The following is an 18,566-nucleotide window of genomic DNA, read 5'->3' as shown; positions in this document are numbered from 1 at the left end:
CGTAGGTTAGCCTCACCTGTGTGAGCCAGACCGTCGTCGCACCCCGCACCCGCGCTCGTCGTCCCGTCGCCCGTGCGACCGCCCCCTGGCGCTTCTTCGACGTCGAGGTGGCGCGGGTCGAGCAGCTCTCGCCGAGCTTCCGCCGCTTCACCTTCACCGGCCCGGAGCTCGACCTCTTCGGCGACCCGGGGCTCGACGTCCGGATCAAGTTCGTGCTCCCCGCGCCCGACGGCGGCTACGAGCACCTCGTGCGCGACGCCGAGTCCTGGTACGCCGCGTGGCGCGACCAGCCCGAGGAGCGCCGCAACCCGCTGCGCACCTACACGACCGTCGCGGTGCGCCCCGAGGCGCGCGAGGTCGACGTCGACGTCGTGCTGCACGGCGACGCCGGCCCCGCGTCGCGCTGGGCTCTCGCCGCCGAGGTCGGCACGCCGCTCGTCCTGCTCGGCCCGGACGCCACGTTCGACGGCCCGGCCGGCGGCATCGAGTTCCGCCCGCCCACCCGCCCGCACGCGCTCCTGCTCGCGGGCGACGAGACCGCGCTGCCCGCCATCGCGGCGATCTGCGAGGACCTGCCCGCCGACGCGTGGGGCGAGGTCTACGTCGAGGTCCCGCACGTGGGCGACGCGCGCGACCTCGTGACCCCGCCCGGGGTGCGCGTGACGTTTCTCGCGCGCGACGACGTCCCCGGCGGGCCGCACGACGCCCACGGCGCGCGCCTCGTGCCGGTCGTCAAGGAGGCCGCCGCGCGCATGCTCGGTGCGGGCGTCCTCGGGACGGACCCGCCCGTCCAGTGCCGCACCGCGGAGGACCTCGAGGACGTCGACGTCGACGCGTCGATCCTCTGGGAGGTCCCGGGGCTCCTCGACGAGGAGACCGTCCTCTACGCGTGGCTCGCGGGCGAGGCGAGCGCCATCAAGACGCTGCGCCGCCACCTCGTCGCCGACCTCGGCGTCGACCGCCGCGCCGTCGCGTTCATGGGCTACTGGCGCGAGGGTCGCGCCGAGAGCTGACGCGTTCCCGGGATCCTGTCGAGGGTCCCGCCGAGACACGAGAAGCGGCCCCCACCGAGCACGGTAGGGGGCCACTTCTCGCATCTCGGCTGTGCGGCGCCGCACAGACGCTGGGCGGTCGACGTCGGCACCCAGAGCGTCGGCACCGAGCGCACCGGCACGACGTCGGGCAACGAGAGAGGGAGGCCCGACCGGCCTCCCTCTCCAACGTATAGCGCACCGGGGGTCTTGCGGCAAGGCCCCCTCAGGGGCGCAGAATCTCCGCTCGTGCGCGGGTCGTCGTGGCCCGTGCATCCCTCCGCAGGACCCGGACCGGAGCTGATGACGTTGCCCGACGCCCCCGTGACCGCCACCACCGACCCGTCCCGCCGCCCGTCGACCCGCCCGACCGCGGACCAGGACCCGCGGCCCGCGCCGTTCTTCGACCTGCCCGCGCGGCTGGCCGCGAAGGCAGACCCGGTGCTCGTCAACCCCGACGCGCGCCACTTCGCGGCGATCGCCGCGAGCCTCGAGCACTCCGTGGCCGACCTCGCGCAGCGTCTCGACGCGGCCCGGCGCGCGCCGGGCGGGAGCGGCACCGAGGCGCTCGAGCGCGACCAGGAGATCCACCGCCTCAGCAGCAGGTTGCGGCTGCTCCAGCGCTACGGCGTCGACCTGTGCCTGGGCCGCATGACCTTCGCCGACGGCTCCGCCCCGGTGTACGTGGGCCGCGTGGGCCTCACCGACCCGGCGGGGGAGCGCCTGCTCGTCGACTGGCGCTCGCCCGCCGCCGAGCCGTACTTCGCGGCCACGCCCGCGCAGCCGCTCGGCCTCGCGGCGCGGCGCCGGTACCGGTGGGCGCGCGGGCGCGTCACCGACTACTGGGACGAGGAGCTCGTGCCCGACGGCGCCGGGTCGAGCGCGGCGCTCGACGACCAGTCGGCGTTCGTCGCGAGCCTCGGCGCGAGCAGGTCGCGGCGGATGCGCGACGTGCTCGGCACGATCCAGGCCGACCAGGACGCGATCGTGCGCGCGGGCTCGCGCGGCGCGCTCGTCGTCGACGGCGGCCCCGGCACGGGCAAGACGGTCGTGGCGCTGCACCGCGCGGCCTACCTGCTGTACGCCGACCCGCACGTGGGCGGCGGGCACGGGGGTGGGCAGGCTGGCGGGCGCGGTGGTGGGCACGGCGGCGTGCTCGTCGTCGGGCCCAGCCGTCCCTACCTCGCGTACGTGGCCGACGTGCTGCCCGGCCTCGGCGAGGAGGGCGTGCAGACCTGCACGCTGCGCGACCTCGTCCCCGAGGGCGCGACGGCGCGCGCGGAGGCCGACCCCGAGGTGGCCCGGCTCAAGGCGTCCGCCGAGCTCGTCGCCGCGATCGAGCCCGCCGTGCAGTTCTCCGAACGTCCGCCCGCCGAGGGCATGGAGGTCGAGACGCCGTGGGCCGGCGTCTGGCTCTCCACCGCCGACTGGGCGGAGGCGTTCGAGTCCGTCGACCCGGGCACCCCGCACAACGAGGCGCGCGACGACGTCTGGGCCGCGCTCGTCGAGATCCTCGTGGACAAGGCCTGCGGGGGAGCCGCGGAGGACGGCGTCGACGTCGAGGCCGACGACGTGCGCCGCGCCCTGCGCGGCCACCGCGGGCTCGGTGCCGCGTTCGACCGCGCCTGGCCGCTCGTCGAGCCGACGGACCTCGTGGCCGACCTGTGGTCCGTACCGGCCTACCTGCGCCTGTGCGCGCCGTCGCTCACCCCCGAGCAGGTGCGCGCGCTCCAGCGCCCGGACGCGTACGCGTGGACGACGGCGGACCTCCCGCTGCTCGACGCCGCGCGCCGTCGGCTCGGCGACCCGGAGGCGTCGCGCCGACGCCGCCGCAACGAGGCCGCCGTGGCGGCGGAGCGCGCGCGCATGGACGACGTCGTCGACCACCTCGTGGCGACCGACGACAGCGAGCTCGGGGTCATGCAGATGCTCCGCGGCGAGGACCTGCGCGACGCGCTGGTGGACGACGGCGCGCTCGTCGTCGCGACGCCGGACCGCCTCGCGGGGCCCTTCGCGCACGTCGTCGTCGACGAGGCGCAGGAGCTCACCGACGCCGAGTGGCAGATGGTCCTCAGCCGCTGCCCGTCGCGCAGCGTCACGGTCGTCGGGGACCGGGCCCAGGCCCGCCACGGCTTCCCCGAGGGCTGGCGCGAGCGGCTCGCGCGCGTGGGCTTCGCCCGCGTCGAGGAGGCGTCGCTGAGCATCAACTACCGCACGCCGCGGGAGATCATGGCCGAGGCGGAGCCCGTCGTCCGGGCCGCGATCCCGGACGCGAACGTCCCGACGTCGGTGCGCAGCACGGGCGTGCCCGTCGCCCACGGGGCGGTCGCGGACCTCGACGCGGTCCTCGGCGCGTGGCTCGCCGAGCACGCGGACGGCACGGCGTGCGTCATCGGTGCCACCGAGCAGTCCGAGCAGTCCGAGCAGTCCGAGCCGTCCGGGACGTCCGGCGAGGAGTCGGACGGCAGGGTCGGTGACGTCGGTGGCGAGGGCGAGGGGTCCGCGCGGGTGCGGTGGCTCACGCCCGAGACGGCGAAGGGCCTCGAGTTCGACCTCGTGGTGCTCGTCGAGCCGCAAGCGTTCGGCGACGGCGTCGAGGGCGCGGTCGACCGCTACGTCGCGATGACGCGCGCGACGCAGCGGCTCGTCGTCCTGGATCGCTGAGCACCGGGCGTCGAGCACGACCTGGCGGTCGTCAGGCCGCCCGCGGCGACCGCCAGGTCGTGCTCGGCAGGGTGGGACGGGTCAGGCGACCGGGACGGCCAGGTCCTCGACGACCTCGACACCGGGCAGGCGGCCCAGCAGGTCGCCGGGGAGCAGCAGCTTCGAGCGCCGCACGCCGCTGCCGATCAGCGCGAGCGCGCCGTCGGTCACGACGCGGGAGTCGACGAGCACGCGCCACCCCTCGGGCAGCCCGACGGGCGTGATGCCGCCGTACTCCATCCCGGACTCGGCCGTCGCGCGGTCGGTCGGCAGGAACGACGCCTTGCGCACGTCGAGCAGCTTGCGGACGCGCGTGTTGACGTCGGCGCGCGTGTGCGCCCGCACGACGGCGGCGGCGATCCGCTCGTCGCCCGCCCGCGTGCCGCCCACGACGACGCAGTTCGCCGACGCCTCGACGGGCAGGTCGAACGCGGCGTTGAGCGTCGCGGTGTCCGCGAGGTCGGGGTCGATCTCCGTCACGGCGACGAGCGTCGCGACGTCCGGGTCGACGTCGGCCCACCGACGCAGCGCGTCGGCGGTCACAGGGGCGACGAGGTCGAGGTGGTCGAGCGCCGGCTCCCAGGTGAGCGAGCCGAGCGTGGGCAGGGTCGTGCGGGCGTCCATGGCGTCAGCCTGCCACCCCGGCGGGCCGCCGCGCGGGAGAGGCCGGATGCCGAACACACCCCCGGAGCCCCTCGAGCCCGCCGTGCATGCGGTCGCAGCCCGTGCCGCCCGCCGGACGGGCGACAGCCGCATGGTCGGCGGGGGAGGAGGGTCAGGTAGAGGTCGAGGGTTTCGGGCAAGTCTCCAGTGGGGGTCGAAGGTTGGGGTGGGCATCTCGGACGAAGCAGGCGCCTCCGACCTGCGGAGTTGACACCTCGGAGCGGCGGTCGTTCACTGGAAGTACTCGAACGTTTGTTCGAACATTCAGCGGGTGCAGCACACCGCCCGCAGCAGTCGACGCGCGGTGCGCGTCCCGTCCGAGCAGCATCCCGGGAGGCGAGATGACCCTTCTCGCCGACCCCGCCGAGCGGGCGGGGGCACCAGGCCCGACGGGTGCGGCCGTCGACAAGGCCGAGCGCGCCCGTGCCGTCCTGCGCCGTGCGGAGGAGCGTACGGGCGTCCGCCGACACCGTCCCGTCGTCGCCCCCGCGGCCCCGGAACCGCTCACCGCCCCGGCGGCACCGGCCGTCGTCCCACGCACCGAGACCGCCCCGCGTGCCGGCACCGTCCCGCGCGCCGGCACCGCACTCCTCGCCGAGGTCGCCCCGCTCGCGGACGCCGCCGCCTCGCCGGTCGTGCGGCCCGCCCCCGCGCCGCCCGACCCTCCGGCGCGCGCCCGCACCCGCCACGTCCGGACCTCGGGCGCGAGCCGGGACGCGGGCACGGACGAGCGGGTATGGCCGGTGCACGACGCGCTCGCGCCGTTCCTCCCGCTCGGCGCCCTGCAGCGCGGCACCGTGCTGGCGGTGCGCGGCTCGACGAGCCTCCTGCTCGCGCTCGTCGCGCGGCCGTCACGGGCCGGGGCGTGGACCGCCGCCGTCGGGTTCCCCGCCGTCGGGCTGCTCGCGGCCGCCGACGCCGGCGCCGACCTCGACCGCGTCGTGCTCGTCCCGCGGCCCGGCCCGGACGCGGCGCTCGCGATCTCGGCGCTCGTCGACGGCCTGGACGTCGTGGTCGTCGGGCCCGACGCCGCCCTCACCGACCCCGACCGACGGCGCCTGGCCGCGCGGGCGCGCGAGCGCGGGGCGCTGCTCGTCGCCGCGGGGACGTGGCCGGGCGCGCACGTCGCGCTCACCGTGACGGGCGGCGGCTGGTCCGGGGCGGACCGCGGCGCGGGCTGGCTGCGCCGTCGCACCCTCGTCGTCGAGCGCGCGGGCCGCGGGGGAGCCGCGCGCCCCACGCGCCTCGAGGTCGAGCTCCCGCTCGTCCACGAGGACTGGCCCGCGTTCCTCGCCGAGGACGCCCGGGGCACCCGGCCCGCGGCCGGGACCGGCGCCACCGTGGCCGGGGCCGCCGTGACCGCCCACGAGGCCGCCCGGGCCGACGACCCCGACCGGCCCTCCCGGCTCCGGCTCGTCGGATGACCACGAGCCCGACCCGCACGGCGGCCCTGTGGGTGCCGGACTGGCCGGTGCTCGCGGCGATGGCGGTGCGCGACGTCCCCGCGCACGTCCCCGCCGCGACGCACGACGGCCGCCGCGTCGTCGCCGTCTCCGCGACCGCGCGCGCCCACGGCGTGCGCCGGGGCATGCGCCGCCGTCGGGCCCGCGAGTGCTGCCCCGAGCTCGAGCTGCTCGACGTGGACGACGCGCGCGACGCCCGCGAGTTCGAGCCCGTCGCGCTCGCGGCCGAGACCGTCGTCGCGGGGCTGGAGATCACCCGGCCCGGCCTGCTGCTCCTGCCCGCCGCCGGGGCGAGCCGGTACCACGGGTCCGACGCCGCGCTCGAGGAGGCGCTCGTCGCGCGCGTCGCCGAGCGCACCGGCCACGAGAGCCAGGTGGGCGTCGCCGACGGCATCCTCGCCGCCGTGCTCGCCGCGCGGGACGCCGCCGTCGTCCCGCCCGGCCGCTCCGCCGCGTTCCTCGCGCCCCGGCCCGCGCGCGACCTCGTGCACGTCACCGCCCGGCCGGACGCCGCCGTCGCGGTCGACGAGCTCGTGGACCTCCTGGGCCGGCTCGGCGTGCGCACCCTCGGGGCGCTCGCGGCCCTGCCGCCCGCGACCGTCGAGGGGCGCTTCGGCGACCTCGGCGCGTGGGCGCACCGGCTCGCGCGCGGCGAGGACCTGCGCCCGCCCGCGCGGCGCCGCGTCGAGCCCGACGTCGCGGTGAGCGTCGAGCTCGACCCGCCCGCCGAGCGCGTCGACGTCGCGACCTTCGCCGCGCGCCGGCTCTCCGAGGACCTGCACGACCAGCTCGTCGCGCGCTCGCTCGTCGCCGGGCGCCTGCGCATCACGGCGCGGACCGTCGAGGGCGACGACCTCGAGCGCACCTGGCGGCTCGACGGGCCGGGCGCGATGAGCCCGGCGCGCCTCACGGACAAGGTCCGGTGGCAGCTCGAGGGCTGGCTCACCACCACGTCCGTCCGCGCCGGGCGCGCGGCCCGGGCCGGTCGCGGAGGAGAGCGGGGCGGCTCGCCCGGCGGGGCCGACGTCGTCCCGGGCGTCGCGCCGCTGGCCCGCCTGTCCCTCACGGCCGAGGAGGTCGTGCCCGCGGGGGCGGAGCAGCCGCGCCTGTGGGGCGCGTCGAGCGGCGAGGACGCGCGGGCCCACCGCGCGCTCGGGCGCGTGCAGGGCATCCTCGGGGGCGACGCCGTCCTGCGCGTCCAGGTCCAGGGCGGCCGCGACGCGACCGACCGCGTGCACCTCGTGCCGTTCGGGGAGGACGTCGCGCGCCCGCGCGACCCGGCCCTGCCGTGGCCCGGCGCGCTGCCGAGCCCCGCCCCCGCGCTCGTGCCCGTCGAGCCGCAGGACGTCGTCGTGCTCGACGACGCCGGGCGGCCCGTCGTCGTCGACGCCCGCCTCGCGATGAGCGGCGAGCCCGCGACCGTGCGGTGGCCGGCCCCCGCGCCGGAGGAGGGCCCGCGCCGTGCGGCGGCACGCCGGGACGAGACGGCGCTGCCCGGGCCCGGGTCGTCGCGCGCCGTCGTGGACTGGGCCGGGCCGTGGCCGCTCGCCGAGCGCTGGTGGACGCCCGCGCCCCGGCGCCGCGTGCACGTGCAGGTCCTGCTCGACGACGGCCGCGGCCTGCTCCTCGCGAGCGCGCGCGGGCGGTGGACCGTGGAGGGCCTGTATGACTGACCGGACCACCGGCCCGCGCTACGCCGAGCTCCACGCGCACTCCGCGTTCAGCTTCCTCGACGGCGCGTCCCACCCCGAGGAGCTCGCCGCCGAGGGCGCACGGCTCGGGCTGTCGGCGCTCGCCGTCACCGATCACGACGGCCTGTACGGCGTCGTGCGCTTCGCCGAGGCCGCGCGCAAGGTCGGTCTCCCCACCGTCTTCGGGTCCGAGCTGCACCTGCCCGCGCCGACCACGACCGGCGCGCCCGTGCTCGACCCGCCCACCGGCGTCCCCGACCCGCGCTCGACCCACCTGCTCGTGCTCGCGCGCGGCACGCAGGGCTACCGCAACCTGTCGCGCGCGATCGCGACCGCGCACCTCGCGACGGGCACCAAGGGCGCCGCCGACTACCGCCTCGAGCAGCTCGCGGCGGAGGCCGCCGGGCAGTGGCTCGTGCTCACCGGGTGCCGCAAGGGCGCGGTGCGGCGCGCGCTCGTCACGTCCGGGCGCGCCGCGGCCCGCCGCGAGCTCGACCGTCTCGTCGCCCTCTTCGGCGCCGACAACGTGGCCGTCGAGATCACCACGACCGACGACCCGCGCGACGCCGACCTGCACGCGGCGCTCGCCGACCTCGCCGCCGACGCCCGCCTGCCGCTCGTCGCGACGACCGCCGCGCACTACGCCCACCCGCGCGACGCCGACCTCGCGGGGGCGCTCGCGGCCGTGCGCGCGCGCTCGTCGCTCGACGACCTCGACGGCTGGCTGCCCGGTGCCCCGACGACCCACCTGCGCTCCGCGGCGGAGATGCTCGCGCGCCACCCCCGGCACCCGCAGGCCGTCGCGACCGCGGCCGCGCTGGGGGACGAGTGCGCGTTCGACCTGCACCTCGTCGCACCCGACCTGCCGCCCTACCCGGTGCCGGACGGGCACACCGAGGCGACCTGGCTGCGCGAGCTCGTGCGGCGCGGCGGCGAGGACCGGTACGGGCCGCGCGGCCAGGAGAAGATCACGGGCGCGTGGGCGCAGATCGACCACGAGCTGCGCGTCATCGAGGACCTGCACTTCCCGGGGTACTTCCTCGTGGTCTACGACCTCGTCGAGTTCTGCCGCAGGAACGGGATCCTCGCCCAGGGGCGCGGCTCGGCCGCGAACTCCGCGGTCTGCTACGCGCTCGGCATCACGGCCGTCGACGCGGTGAAGCACGGCCTGCTGTTCGAGCGCTTCCTCGCGCCCGAGCGCGACGGCCCGCCGGACATCGACATCGACATCGAGTCGGCGCGGCGCGAGGAGGTCATCCAGCACGTCTACGAGACGTTCGGGCGCACGCACGCCGCGCAGGTCGCGAACGTCATCTCCTACCGGCCGAAGTCGGCGGTGCGCGACGCGGCCCGGGCGCTGGGGTACGACGTCGGGCAGGCCGACGCGTGGAGCAAGTCGATCGAGCGGTGGGGGTCGCTGCGCGGTCCCGACCCGTCGTCGCCCGCGGCCGACCGGGCGGCGAAGGAACGGGCGATCGCGGCGAAGACCCCGGGTTCCGCCGGCCCGGCCGCGCCGCGGGTCACGACGCGCACCGCCCGGAAGGACGCCGCGACGTCGCGCCTGTGGGGGAGCCGGGACTGGTCGCCCGACCTCACCGGCCGGGGCGCGCGCGTCGTCGACCCGCTCGCCGTGGACGAGGGCGACGTCCTGCGCGCGGACGACACGCACGACGTCGTGCCCGCGCACCGGCCGCCGTCGGCCGCGCAGGAGGGCGAGATCCCGGACGCGGTGCTCGACCTCGCCGACCGGATGCTGCGCCTCCCGCGGCACCTGGGCATCCACTCGGGCGGCATGGTCATGTGCGACCGCCCCGTCATCGAGGTGTGCCCCGTCGAGTGGGCGCGCATGGAGGGCCGCACCGTCCTGCAGTGGGACAAGGAGGACTGCGCGGACGCGGGGCTCGTGAAGTTCGACCTCCTCGGCCTCGGGATGCTCACGGCGCTGCGCATCGGGTTCGACCTCGTGGAACGGCACGAGGGCGGGCCGCGCCTCGCGCTGCACACGCTGCCCGAGGACGACCCGGCGGTGTACGACCTGCTGTGCGCGGCCGACACCGTCGGCGTGTTCCAGGTCGAGTCGCGCGCGCAGATGGCGACGCTCCCGCGCCTGCGACCCCGGACGTTCTACGACATCGTCATCGAGGTCGCGCTCATCCGCCCGGGTCCCATCCAGGGCGGCTCCGTGCACCCGTACATCAACCGGGCGCGAGGCCGGGAGGAGGTGACGTTCCTGCACCCGCTGCTGGAGAAGTCGCTCGGCAAGACGCTCGGCGTGCCGCTGTTCCAGGAGCAGCTCATGCAGATGGCGATCGACGTCGCGGGCTTCTCCCCGAAGGAGTCCGACCAGCTCCGGCGCGCGATGGGGTCCAAGCGGTCGGTCGAGCGCATGGAGGAGCTGCGGGGGCGGCTCATGGACGGGATGCGGGAGAAGGGCGTCACCGACCCGGCCGTGCGCGAGGAGATCTACGACAAGCTCAAGGCGTTCGCCGACTTCGGGTTCCCCGAGTCGCACGCGTACTCGTTCGCGTTCCTCGTCTACGCGAGCTCGTGGCTCAAGGTGCACCACCCCGCCGCGTTCTACGCGGGGCTGCTCGCGGCGCAGCCTATGGGGTTCTACTCGCCGCAGTCTCTCGTGGCGGACGCGCGCCGCCACGGCGTCACCGTGCTGCGCCCCGACGTCAACGCGTCCGACGTCGAGGCGACGGTCGAGCGGCTGCCCGCCGACCATGCGGCTGCGCCCGCCGAGCATGCGGGTACGGACCGTCCTGGCGCCCGGACGGGCGGCAGCCGCATGCTCGGCGGGAAGGTAGGGGTCGATACCCGCTACGGGCCGGAGCCCGACCTCGGGCTCGCGGTGCGGCTCGGGCTCGCGAGCGTGCGCGGGCTCGGGAAGGACGCGGCCGAGCGCGTCGTCGCGGCGCGCGGGGCACCGGGGGAGGGGCGGGCCTTCAGCGACCTGCGCGACCTCGTGCGGCGCGTCGACCTCACGACCGCCCAGCTCGAGGGGCTCGCGACCGCCGGCGCGACCGACGGCCTTGGCGTGACGCGACGCGAGGCGCTGTGGGCGGCCGGCGCGCTCGCGCAGGAGGGTCCGGGGACGCTGCCGGGCGTGAGCGTCGGCGTCGAGGCGCCGGCGCTGCCCGGCATGACCGACGTCGAGACCGCCGTCGCCGACGTCTGGGCCACGGGCGTGTCGACCGACTCCTACCCGACGCAGTACGTCCGCGACGGCCTCGCCGCGGCCGGGGTGCTCACCGTCGTCGGTGCCGTGGCGGTGTCGCGCGAGATCGAGGAGGTCGACGCGGCGGAGCGCGCGGCGGGCGAGGTGCCGGGCACGCGCCCGCACCCGCCGTCGCGCGTCGCCGTGGGCGGCGTCGTCACGCACCGGCAACGGCCCGGGACCGCCGGAGGCGTGACGTTCCTGTCGCTCGAGGACGAGACGGGCATCCTCAACGTCGTGTGCTCGCCCGGGCTGTGGCAGCGGTTCCGGAAGGTCGCGCGCGGGTCCGCGGCGCTCGTCGTGCGCGGGCGGCTCGAGCGGGCCGACGGCGCCACGAACCTCGTCGCGGAGCACCTCGCGCCGCTCTCGCTCCAGGTCGGCACGACCTCGCGCGACTTCCGTTGACGCGGGAGGCGGGACCGCGGCGCCGCGGGCGGCGTGGTAGGAACGGACCGGGTGCCGCGCGTCCGCCGACGTCCGGGCCCGGACCGTCTCGCCGACGAGAGGAACCCGTGATGCCGCCCCGTCTCACCGCCCGCACGATGCTCTGGACCGGGCTCGGCCTGACCGTCGGGAGCGCGCTCGTCCAGAACATCGGGCTCATGAACGTCACCTACGCGTTCGTCGGTACCTGGTTCGTGGGCGTGCTGCTCACCGTGCTGCAGGTCGCGTTCACCGGGGGCGTCGTGCTCGCCGCGGGGTCGTTCGTCGTGCGGGCGCTCCAGCCCGACGACGTCGCCTCCCCCGGGCGGTCGTCCGCCGCGTCGCCGTGGGAGGACCGGGACAACCGGCTGTCCTGACCCGGGGCGCTCGCGGGTCGGCGCGGCCTACGGGCCGACCGGCACCGCGACGCACACCTCGAACGTGTCCCGTGCGCGGCGCAGCAGGTACCGCACCTCCTGCGCCTCCTGCTCGTTCGCGTACTCGTCGCGGTAGCTCCAGCGCGCGTGCGCCCAGACGAGCGCGTCGCCGACCTCCTCGACCCCGACGAGGTGCGCGACCACGCCGACGAGCCCGCGCTCGCGGAACCCCCGGGCGAGCTCGGCCGTCGACGCGCGCACGTCCTCGGGGTCGCCGAGGAGCACCGAACCGGTCGTGCCGACGACGAGCGCCGGGAAGGCGTAGCTCTCGCCGATCGTGTCGAGGTCGCCCGTCGAGAGCGCGACGCCGTAGGTCGTGAGGAACGTGCGGACGTCGTCGGCGTCGAAGGACTCGGTGGAGGGCTCCATGGTCCCGTTCTACCCCGTCCGCCGCGCCCCGGCGCGGGCGGCGGGAGCTCCGGGGCCCGGGGTCAGGGCCGCAGGGCCGCGCCGACCTGCTCGAGGAGCGCGAGGTCGGCGAGGATCGTCGCGTGCTCGGCGGCGACCCGGCCCGCGTCGTCGGCGGGGTCCGCCGTCGTGCGCGCCGCGGTAGGCGCCGTCGTGGTGGTCCCGGGCGCGAGGACCGCGAGCCCGTGCTCGACCACCGGGACGAGGTAGTCGGCGTCGAGCACCACCTCGGTGCGCTCGACGCCGCGGGGCGTGCGCACCGCGACCGCGAACCCCGCGGTGGGGTGGGCGCCCGGGTCCAGGAGGAGCAGCCGGACGTCGACACCGCCCAGCCGCGTCGTGGCGACGATGCCGTCCGCCGAGCGCGTCACGGCGGGCGGCGACCACGCCGCCCCGGGCGGCGCACCGACGACGGCGCGCGCCGCCTCGACGACGTGGATGCCGAGGAAGAACAGCCCGTCGCGCTCGTCGTGCGGGTCCGCCGGGCCGGACACCTCGACGGCGGGCCCGGGCGGCGACGCCGCTGGCTTGGGTGGCGACGACGGTGCCGCGGCGACGCGCGGCGCGACGGAACCTCCGTCGGCGGTCGCGAGGGCGGCGCGCGCCGCCGCGACCTCGGGCGCGAACCGCAGCGCGGACGCCGTCGTCACGGCCGTGCCGTGCGCGCGCGCCACGTCGAGCGTCGCCCGCGCGTCGGCCACCGACGCGGCGAACGGCTTGTCCACGAGCACCGGGACGCCCGCCGCGAGGAGCGCGCGCGCCGCGGTGCCGTGCCGCCGCCCCGCGCGGTGGGCGACGATCGCGGCGTCGACGTGCCCGACGACGTCGGGCACGGTGGCGTCGCCCGCGTCCAGGAGCAGCCCGCCGGCCGCGGCGAGCTCCGCCCGGCGGCCGGGCTCCCCGTCGACGAGCGCCACGAGCCGGACGCCGGGCCAGCGCCGCTCGGCGGCCACGAGCCGCACGTAGTGGTCGGCGTGGGACGAGTCGAGACCGACGAGGGCGAGGCGCAGCACGCGGTCGATCGTCGCACGGACGGCCGAGCCGCCCGGTCCTCACCACGCCTGGGCGAGCAGCACCGCGAAGAGCTCGTCGGCGTCCGTCTCGAGCCCGCGCCCGGCGAACCACGCGGACATCGTGCGGCAGTCGCGCAGCAGGAGCTCGGTGCCGAACGGGTTCGCCACGAGGTCCACGACCTGCGGCAGGTCGATGACGACGATCCGCTCGCCGTCCGCCAGGACGTTGTACGGCGACAGGTCGCCGTGCGCGTAGCCGAGCCGGGCGAGCACGGCCATGGCGTCGCGGACCTGGTCCCACCACGACGCGAGGAGGTCGCGGTCGGGCCGCGTGCGCGCGAGCCGGGGCGCGGCCTCGTGCGAGACGCCGTCGGACGTGCCGACGAACTCCATGAGGATCTCGTCGCCGTCGATCTGGACGGGGTACGGGACGGGCACACCGGCCGACCACAGCTCGCACAGCGCGGCGAACTCCGCCGCGGCCCACTGCCCGGCCGCGACCTGGCGGCCGTAGCGCGACTTGCGGTCGAGGGCGCGACGGTCGCGCGTCCGGCGCACGCGGCGGTCCTCGGTGTAGACGGTGTCGCGCCGGAACGAGCGGTGGTCGAGGTCGCGGTAGCGCTTCGCGGCGAGCAGGCTGCGGCGCGCGGGGTCGCCGGGGACGGCCCGCTCCAGGAGGAAGACGTCCGCCTCCTTGCCGGTCTTGAGCAGGCCGAGCTCGGTGTCGAGGGCCGCGTCGGCCGTCACCACCCAGTCCGGGCGCGGCTCCGGCCCGCGCTGTCCCTTCTCGACGGCGGACCACGTGGACCAGCGCTGGTCGTCGCCGAGCGCCGCGTCGAGGACGCCGGCCTCGGCCTCGGCGTCGGCCAGGTCGGCGAGGCGCCGCAGGCGGCGCGGCGGGGGAGTGCGGGGGTCGCGCGCCAGGGCGGGCGGGAGGGAGAGGTCGGGGTACGGCAGGTCGTGCTCGGGCACGGGGGGCTCCTCGGAGGAGGGGAGCGCGCGTCGCCGCGGCCGCCGGGCGGCGGTCGGGGACGGTCGTCGCGAGCGGTCGTGGACCGGTCAGCGGCGGTGGGTGCTCCCGGGGGTGGTGGACACGCGAGCGGGGGTCGTCCAGCTCATGGCGTTCCTCCTCTCCTCCGGTGCCCGACGACGCGGGCGACGTGCTGCGACCGTCTCATCGCCGCGCGGCCCGGCGCAACGGAATTACGGCGGATACGATCGCGCCCATGACGGCGCCGTCGACGAGGGCTGCGGGACTGACGTCACGAGACGTCGAAGAACGCGTCGCCGACGGCAGGGTCAACCGGTTGCCGCCCCGTTCGGGGCGCACGACCTGGGACATCGTCCGGGCCAACACCGCGACGCGGATCAACGCCCTGCTCGGGGTGCTCCTCGTCCTGGCGCTGAGCACGGGCTCGCTCATCAACAGCCTCTTCGGTCTCGCGATCCTCGCCAACGCCGGCATCGGGATCGTCCAGGAGCTGCGCGCGAAGCGCACCCTGGACGCGCTGGCGATCGTGGGGCGGGCGCCCGTGCGCGTGCGCCGCGACGGGGCGGTGACGGAGGTCGACCAGGCGGACGTCGTCGTCGACGACGTCGTCGAGCTCGGCGCCGGGGACCAGGTCGTGGTCGACGGTCCGGTGGTCGAGTCCGCCTCGCTCGAGGTCGACGAGTCCCTCCTCACGGGCGAGGCCGACCCCGTCGTGAAGAGGCCCGGGGACCGCCTCCTGTCCGGGAGCTTCGTGGTGGCCGGCTCGGGCGCCTACCGGGCGACGGACGTCGGCCCGGCCGCGTACGCCGCGCGGATCGCGCACGAGGCGAGCGCGTTCACGCTCGTGCGCTCGGAGCTGCGGTCCGGCATCGACTCGATCCTGCGGGTCATCACGTGGCTGCTGGTGCCCGCGGGCGTCCTCACGGTGGTGAACCAGCTCGTCATCTCGCGGCAGGGTTTCCGGCAGTCCGTGCTCGGCATGGTCGCGGCCCTCGTGCCCATGGTCCCCGAGGGCCTGGTGCTCCTGACCTCCGTCGCCTTCGCGATCGGGGTGGTCCGGCTCGGCCGACGGCGGTGCCTCGTGCAGGAGCTGCCGGCCATCGAGGGGCTGGCGCGCGTCGACGTGGTGTGCGCGGACAAGACAGGCACGCTCACGGAGAACGGGATGCGCCTCGCCCGGGTGGACGTGCTCGACGGCCCCCGGGACGAGGTGGAACGCGCCCTGGCGGCGCTCGCCGCCCTCGACCCGCGGCCCAACGCGTCCGTCGCCGCGGTCGCGGAGGCGTTCCCGGACGCACCGGCCTGGCGGGCGACCGCCGTCGTCCCGTTCTCGTCGGCCGCGAAGTGGTCCGGCATGTCGTTCGTGGACGCCGACGGCCCGCAGGGGAGCTGGGTGCTCGGCGCGGCGGACGTGCTGCTGGACCCCCGGTCCGACGTGGCGCGCCGGGCGACGGCGCTCGGCGCCGACGGCCTGCGGGTGCTTCTCGTCGCGTCGACCGACGCCCCGGTCGACGCCGCCACCCCGGACGGAGGCGCCCCGGGGCACCTCGTCCCGCGGGCGCTCGTCGCGCTCGAGCAGCGGGTGCGCGCGGACGCCCGGCAGACGCTGGACTACTTCGACGCCCAGGGCGTCACGGTGAAGGTCGTCTCGGGCGACAACCCGGTGTCCGTCGCCGCGGTCGCGCGGTCCCTCGGCCTGGGCGGTCCCGAGACGTCGGTCGACGCCCGGACCCTGCCCGCCGACCGCGAGGAGCTCGCGACGGTCGTGGAGGGGGCCACGACGTTCGGCCGGGTGCGACCGGACCAGAAGCGGGCCGTCGTCGGGGCGCTGCAGGCGCGCGGGCACACCGTCGCCATGACGGGGGACGGCGTGAACGACGTGCTGGCCCTCAAGGACGCGGACATCGGCGTGGCCATGGGGTCGGGGAGCCCGGCCGCGCGGTCCGTGGCGCAGATCGTCCTGCTGGACGACCGCTTCGCGACGCTGCCGTCCGTCGTCGGGGAAGGGCGCCGGGTGATCGGGAACATCGAACGGGTCGCGCACCTCTTCCTCACCAAGACCGTGTACGCGGTGGTGCTCGCCGTCCTCGTCGGCCTCGCCGGGGTCGGCGCCTGGCTCCTCGGGGCTGCGCCCGTCTCCTACCCGTTCCTGCCGATCCACGTGACCGTCGCGGCGTGGTTCACCATCGGGGTCCCCGCGTTCGTCATGTCCCTGGCGCCCAACGACGAGCGGGCGCGCCCGGGCTTCGTGCCGAGGGTGCTCCGGCTCGCGGTGCCCGCGGGCGTCTCGATCGGCGTCATGACGTTCCTGTGCTACCTCGTGGTGGACCCGGGCGCGGGCGGGGCGTCGCTGGGCGGCCCGACGGACACGCTCGCCCCGGAGGAGGTCCGCGCGTCCACCGCTGCGCTCGTCACCCTGCTCGTCGGCGCCCTGTGGGTGCTCGCCGTCGTGGCGCGTCCGTACACGGCGTGGAAGGTCGTCCTGGTCGGCTCCTGCGCGGTGTTCTACGTGGCGCTCTTCAGCGTCCCCGCGGCGAGGGAGCTCCTGTCGCTCGACGTCTCCGACCCCGCGACGCTCGGCGTCGGCCTGGCGTGCGGCGCGCTCGCGATCCTCCTCACCGAGGCGCTGCGGTGGTCGATGGCGCGCGTCCCCCGCGCCCGCGCCGTCGGCTGAGGACGGGCTCAGGCCGCCCCGGACGCGAGGACCTGGATCGCCGCCACCACGCGCTCGTACGTGCCCAGGGTGTCGAAGCCCATCTGGTCGAGCGCCGACCACACGAACCCGACCGTCGCGTACATCCCGACGGCCGTCGCGAGGATCCACTCGCGCACCGACCCTGTGGAGCCGAGCAGGGGGAGGGCGAAGCTCCCGCTCGGGCGCCACACGTCGTCGACGACGAGCGAGCGCCGCACCCAGCGCGGCGAGCGGATCTTCACCGGCCACAGCAGGGGGGCGCCGTTGGTCGTGAGCACGTCGCCGAGGATGTGGATCGCGACGCCGAGCCCGACCGCGACGGGGAGCCAGTTCCACTCCTCCGGGGAGAACAGGGCGACGAGCACGGCGACGGTGAGCGACGTCACCCATGGCACGAGCTTGCCGCGCCGCGTGAGCTTGAGCGCCTTGAGCGCGAGCGCGACGAGCAGCACGGCGAGCAGCCCGCCGCCGACGTAGACCGTGCCGAAGCTGGCCGTCTCGACCGTGACGAGGCCCGCGAGCCAGGCGAGCGTGGTGAACACCGCGATGCCGAGGAACGAGTGCGTGCCCTGGCGGTGCCCGCCCGCGACCGTCTCCACGGCGTCGGACACCCACTCGCTCACGGGCGGCAGCGAGTGCGCGAACGTGCCGTTGTGGTGGTCGGCGTCGGGGAGGAGCGCGGCCCCGGCGCACACGACCGCACCCGTCATGACCCCGACCGACGACACGGGGTGCCAGCCGAGGGCGAACGGGGCCGTCGACGTCACGGCGATCCACGCCGCCGCACCCGTCGCGGCGTGGTTGGCACCCATCATGGCGGCGCATCTCCTGTCGTCGGGCCCGCGCGCGGTTCGTCGGCGTCGGGAGGTCTGTCCGGAACGTCCGGAACCCTACCCGGTGCCGCCGACAGTCCCGGTCGACCGCCCGGAAGGCCGACGACCTGCGCGCCGACGACGAGAAAAGTGTGCCAAGCGGCCGAGTACCAGCCGGGCCGGTCGCCGGAGCCCGACCGGCCGAGCCCTGACGGGGAGACGAAGGCCGTGTCCTGCGCGGAGGGCGCGCGGGGAGCCGGGGGTGGCGGGGGGGGAGGGCGAGCTCGTCTGCGGTGAGGAAAGGCCGGCAGGCGGGATATCCGGGTGGTGCGCGGGCCGCGGTCGAAGATTCTCCGACGAATTCGAGAAATGGGGTTGTGCGGTTCAGGAAAGGCGCGTACGGTCTACCTCGGTCGACGACATTCCGGTGCGTGGACCACCCGACATGACCGAGAGGAGCAGTGCCGTGCGCGAACCCGTCCAGCAGGACCGGCGACGTCCCGTCCTGCCCTGCGAGCAGCCGCGCGTCGTGCTGCCCGTGGCGTATCTCAGCGTGTCCTCGTTCCTCGCCGGCGACCCCGGCGGTCCTGTCGTCTGACCACAGCGTCGTCACGACAGGCCGTCCCGGACATCGCCGGGGCGGCCTTTTTCGTGTGCGGGAATGCACCCGGTCGGGGTGCATTTCTCGTGCTGCCTTCCTGTTCTCTCCGCCGTCGGTGCGCATTTGTCGTGCGCCTGCGGTGAAAAGCACTGCCTTCGTGGTCCAACGGACACGACGCCGCTCTACGGAAGCGGAGACGGGGGTTCGACTCCCTCCGAGGGCACCTGGACGCCTCGCGTCCCGTCTGCTCGACGTTAAGGAGCACCAGCGCGCGTAGCTCAGCGGACAGAGCGCCGGCTTCCGGAGCCGGGCGTCGGGGGTTCGAGTCCTCCCGTGCGCACCTCGCCGCCCCAGCCGGGGCGGCGTCATGATCGTCAGGACGACCCGAGGAGGTCAGCATCGTGAGCACCGAGGC

The 18,566-nt window shown here is 76.4% G+C and carries 13 protein-coding genes and 2 tRNA genes; 10 read left to right on the top strand and 5 right to left on the bottom strand.

The genetic code is table 11. The features are described 5' to 3' along the window. Positions 1–20: 20 nt before the first annotated feature. Both HKK73_RS10900 and helR read left to right on the top strand, forming a co-directional pair. Positions 21–1,013: a siderophore-interacting protein gene (locus HKK73_RS10900; protein ID WP_171467988.1), complete on the top strand. Its 993-nt coding sequence runs from the start codon at positions 21–23 to the stop codon at positions 1,011–1,013. Positions 1,014–1,439: 426 nt separating this feature from the next. After that, positions 1,440–3,695, top strand: a complete 2,256-nt coding sequence (gene helR, locus HKK73_RS10895; protein ID WP_171468746.1) for an RNA polymerase recycling motor ATPase HelR — start codon at positions 1,440–1,442, stop codon at positions 3,693–3,695. A gap of 81 nt (positions 3,696–3,776) precedes the next feature. Here helR and HKK73_RS10890 read toward each other — a convergent pair whose 3' ends face one another. Beyond that, on the bottom strand, positions 3,777–4,358 hold the full coding sequence (locus HKK73_RS10890; protein ID WP_171467987.1) for a YbaK/EbsC family protein: 582 nt from the start codon (positions 4,356–4,358) through the stop codon (positions 3,777–3,779). 380 nt (positions 4,359–4,738) lie between these two features. On the opposite strand from HKK73_RS10890, the gene HKK73_RS10885 reads away from it, so the two are divergent. The 4 genes from HKK73_RS10885 (at position 4,739) to HKK73_RS10870 (ending at position 11,571) form a co-directional block, all read left to right on the top strand. Continuing rightward, on the top strand, positions 4,739–5,821 hold the full coding sequence (locus HKK73_RS10885; protein ID WP_171467986.1) for a hypothetical protein: 1,083 nt from the start codon (positions 4,739–4,741) through the stop codon (positions 5,819–5,821). Beyond that, entirely contained in the window at positions 5,818–7,533 is a 1,716-nt protein-coding gene (locus HKK73_RS10880; protein ID WP_171467985.1) for a DNA polymerase Y family protein, read from the top strand. The genes HKK73_RS10885 and HKK73_RS10880 overlap by 4 nt, the downstream gene beginning before the upstream one ends. Then, positions 7,526–11,176, top strand: coding sequence for an error-prone DNA polymerase (locus HKK73_RS10875; protein WP_171467984.1), 3,651 nt, complete (start codon positions 7,526–7,528; stop codon positions 11,174–11,176). Before HKK73_RS10880 ends, HKK73_RS10875 begins: the two co-directional genes overlap by 8 nt. Before the next feature lie 110 nt (positions 11,177–11,286). Further along, positions 11,287–11,571, top strand: a complete 285-nt coding sequence (locus tag HKK73_RS10870; RefSeq protein ID WP_171467983.1) for a hypothetical protein — start codon at positions 11,287–11,289, stop codon at positions 11,569–11,571. A 27-nt stretch (positions 11,572–11,598) separates the two neighbouring features. On the opposite strand, the gene HKK73_RS10865 is transcribed toward HKK73_RS10870, so the two are convergent. The 3 genes from HKK73_RS10865 to HKK73_RS10855 form a co-directional block, all read right to left on the bottom strand. Then, positions 11,599–12,000, bottom strand: a complete 402-nt coding sequence (locus tag HKK73_RS10865) for a hypothetical protein (RefSeq protein WP_034653570.1) — start codon at positions 11,998–12,000, stop codon at positions 11,599–11,601. A gap of 62 nt (positions 12,001–12,062) precedes the next feature. Further along, positions 12,063–13,052 carry a Gfo/Idh/MocA family oxidoreductase gene (locus tag HKK73_RS10860; protein ID WP_171467982.1) on the bottom strand — a complete coding sequence of 330 codons (990 nt, stop codon included), beginning with the start codon at positions 13,050–13,052 and terminating at the stop codon, positions 12,063–12,065. A gap of 39 nt (positions 13,053–13,091) precedes the next feature. Continuing rightward, the gene (locus HKK73_RS10855; RefSeq protein WP_216608092.1) at positions 13,092–13,922 is read right to left on the bottom strand and encodes a serine protein kinase RIO; all 831 of its coding nucleotides are present in this window, start codon (positions 13,920–13,922) and stop codon (positions 13,092–13,094) included. 437 nt (positions 13,923–14,359) lie between these two features. Here HKK73_RS10855 and HKK73_RS10850 point away from each other — a divergent pair, with 437 nt between their 5' ends. Then, positions 14,360–16,717 (top strand): HAD-IC family P-type ATPase, encoded by a 2,358-nt coding sequence (locus HKK73_RS10850; protein ID WP_253705620.1) that lies wholly within the window; start codon positions 14,360–14,362, stop codon positions 16,715–16,717. A gap of 8 nt (positions 16,718–16,725) precedes the next feature. On the opposite strand, the gene HKK73_RS10845 is transcribed toward HKK73_RS10850, so the two are convergent. Further along, on the bottom strand, positions 16,726–17,553 hold the full coding sequence (locus HKK73_RS10845) for a metal-dependent hydrolase (protein WP_021482331.1): 828 nt from the start codon (positions 17,551–17,553) through the stop codon (positions 16,726–16,728). 463 nt (positions 17,554–18,016) lie between these two features. Between HKK73_RS10845 and HKK73_RS19295 the strand changes: the two genes are divergently transcribed. The 3 genes from HKK73_RS19295 (at position 18,017) to HKK73_RS10835 (ending at position 18,491) form a co-directional block, all read left to right on the top strand. After that, a complete protein-coding gene (locus tag HKK73_RS19295; protein ID WP_256380350.1) occupies positions 18,017–18,148 on the top strand; it encodes a hypothetical protein in 132 nt (43 codons plus the stop codon). Positions 18,149–18,302: 154 nt separating this feature from the next. After that, positions 18,303–18,374: transfer RNA gene (locus HKK73_RS10840), tRNA-Arg, on the top strand. Between the two features lie 44 nt (positions 18,375–18,418). Beyond that, a tRNA-Arg gene (locus HKK73_RS10835) sits at positions 18,419–18,491 on the top strand. The last annotated feature ends 75 nt before the right edge of the window (positions 18,492–18,566 follow it).

Source organism: Cellulosimicrobium sp. 72-3 (assembly GCF_013127315.1).
In the GTDB taxonomy this organism is placed as follows: Bacteria; Actinomycetota; Actinomycetes; order Actinomycetales; family Cellulomonadaceae; genus Cellulosimicrobium; species Cellulosimicrobium funkei.
This window is presented reverse-complemented; position numbering and strand designations above follow the sequence as displayed.

Coding starts and splice junctions, on each gene's coding strand:
- HKK73_RS10890 (WP_171467987.1), bottom strand. CDS start 4,358: ATGGACGCCCGCACGACCCTGCCCACGCTCGGCTCGCTCACCTGGGAG.
- HKK73_RS10885 (WP_171467986.1), top strand. CDS start 4,739: ATGACCCTTCTCGCCGACCCCGCCGAGCGGGCGGGGGCACCAGGCCCG.
- HKK73_RS10880 (WP_171467985.1), top strand. CDS start 5,818: ATGACCACGAGCCCGACCCGCACGGCGGCCCTGTGGGTGCCGGACTGG.
- HKK73_RS10875 (WP_171467984.1), top strand. CDS start 7,526: ATGACTGACCGGACCACCGGCCCGCGCTACGCCGAGCTCCACGCGCAC.
- HKK73_RS10870 (WP_171467983.1), top strand. CDS start 11,287: ATGCCGCCCCGTCTCACCGCCCGCACGATGCTCTGGACCGGGCTCGGC.
- HKK73_RS10865 (WP_034653570.1), bottom strand. CDS start 12,000: ATGGAGCCCTCCACCGAGTCCTTCGACGCCGACGACGTCCGCACGTTC.
- HKK73_RS10845 (WP_021482331.1), bottom strand. CDS start 17,553: ATGATGGGTGCCAACCACGCCGCGACGGGTGCGGCGGCGTGGATCGCC.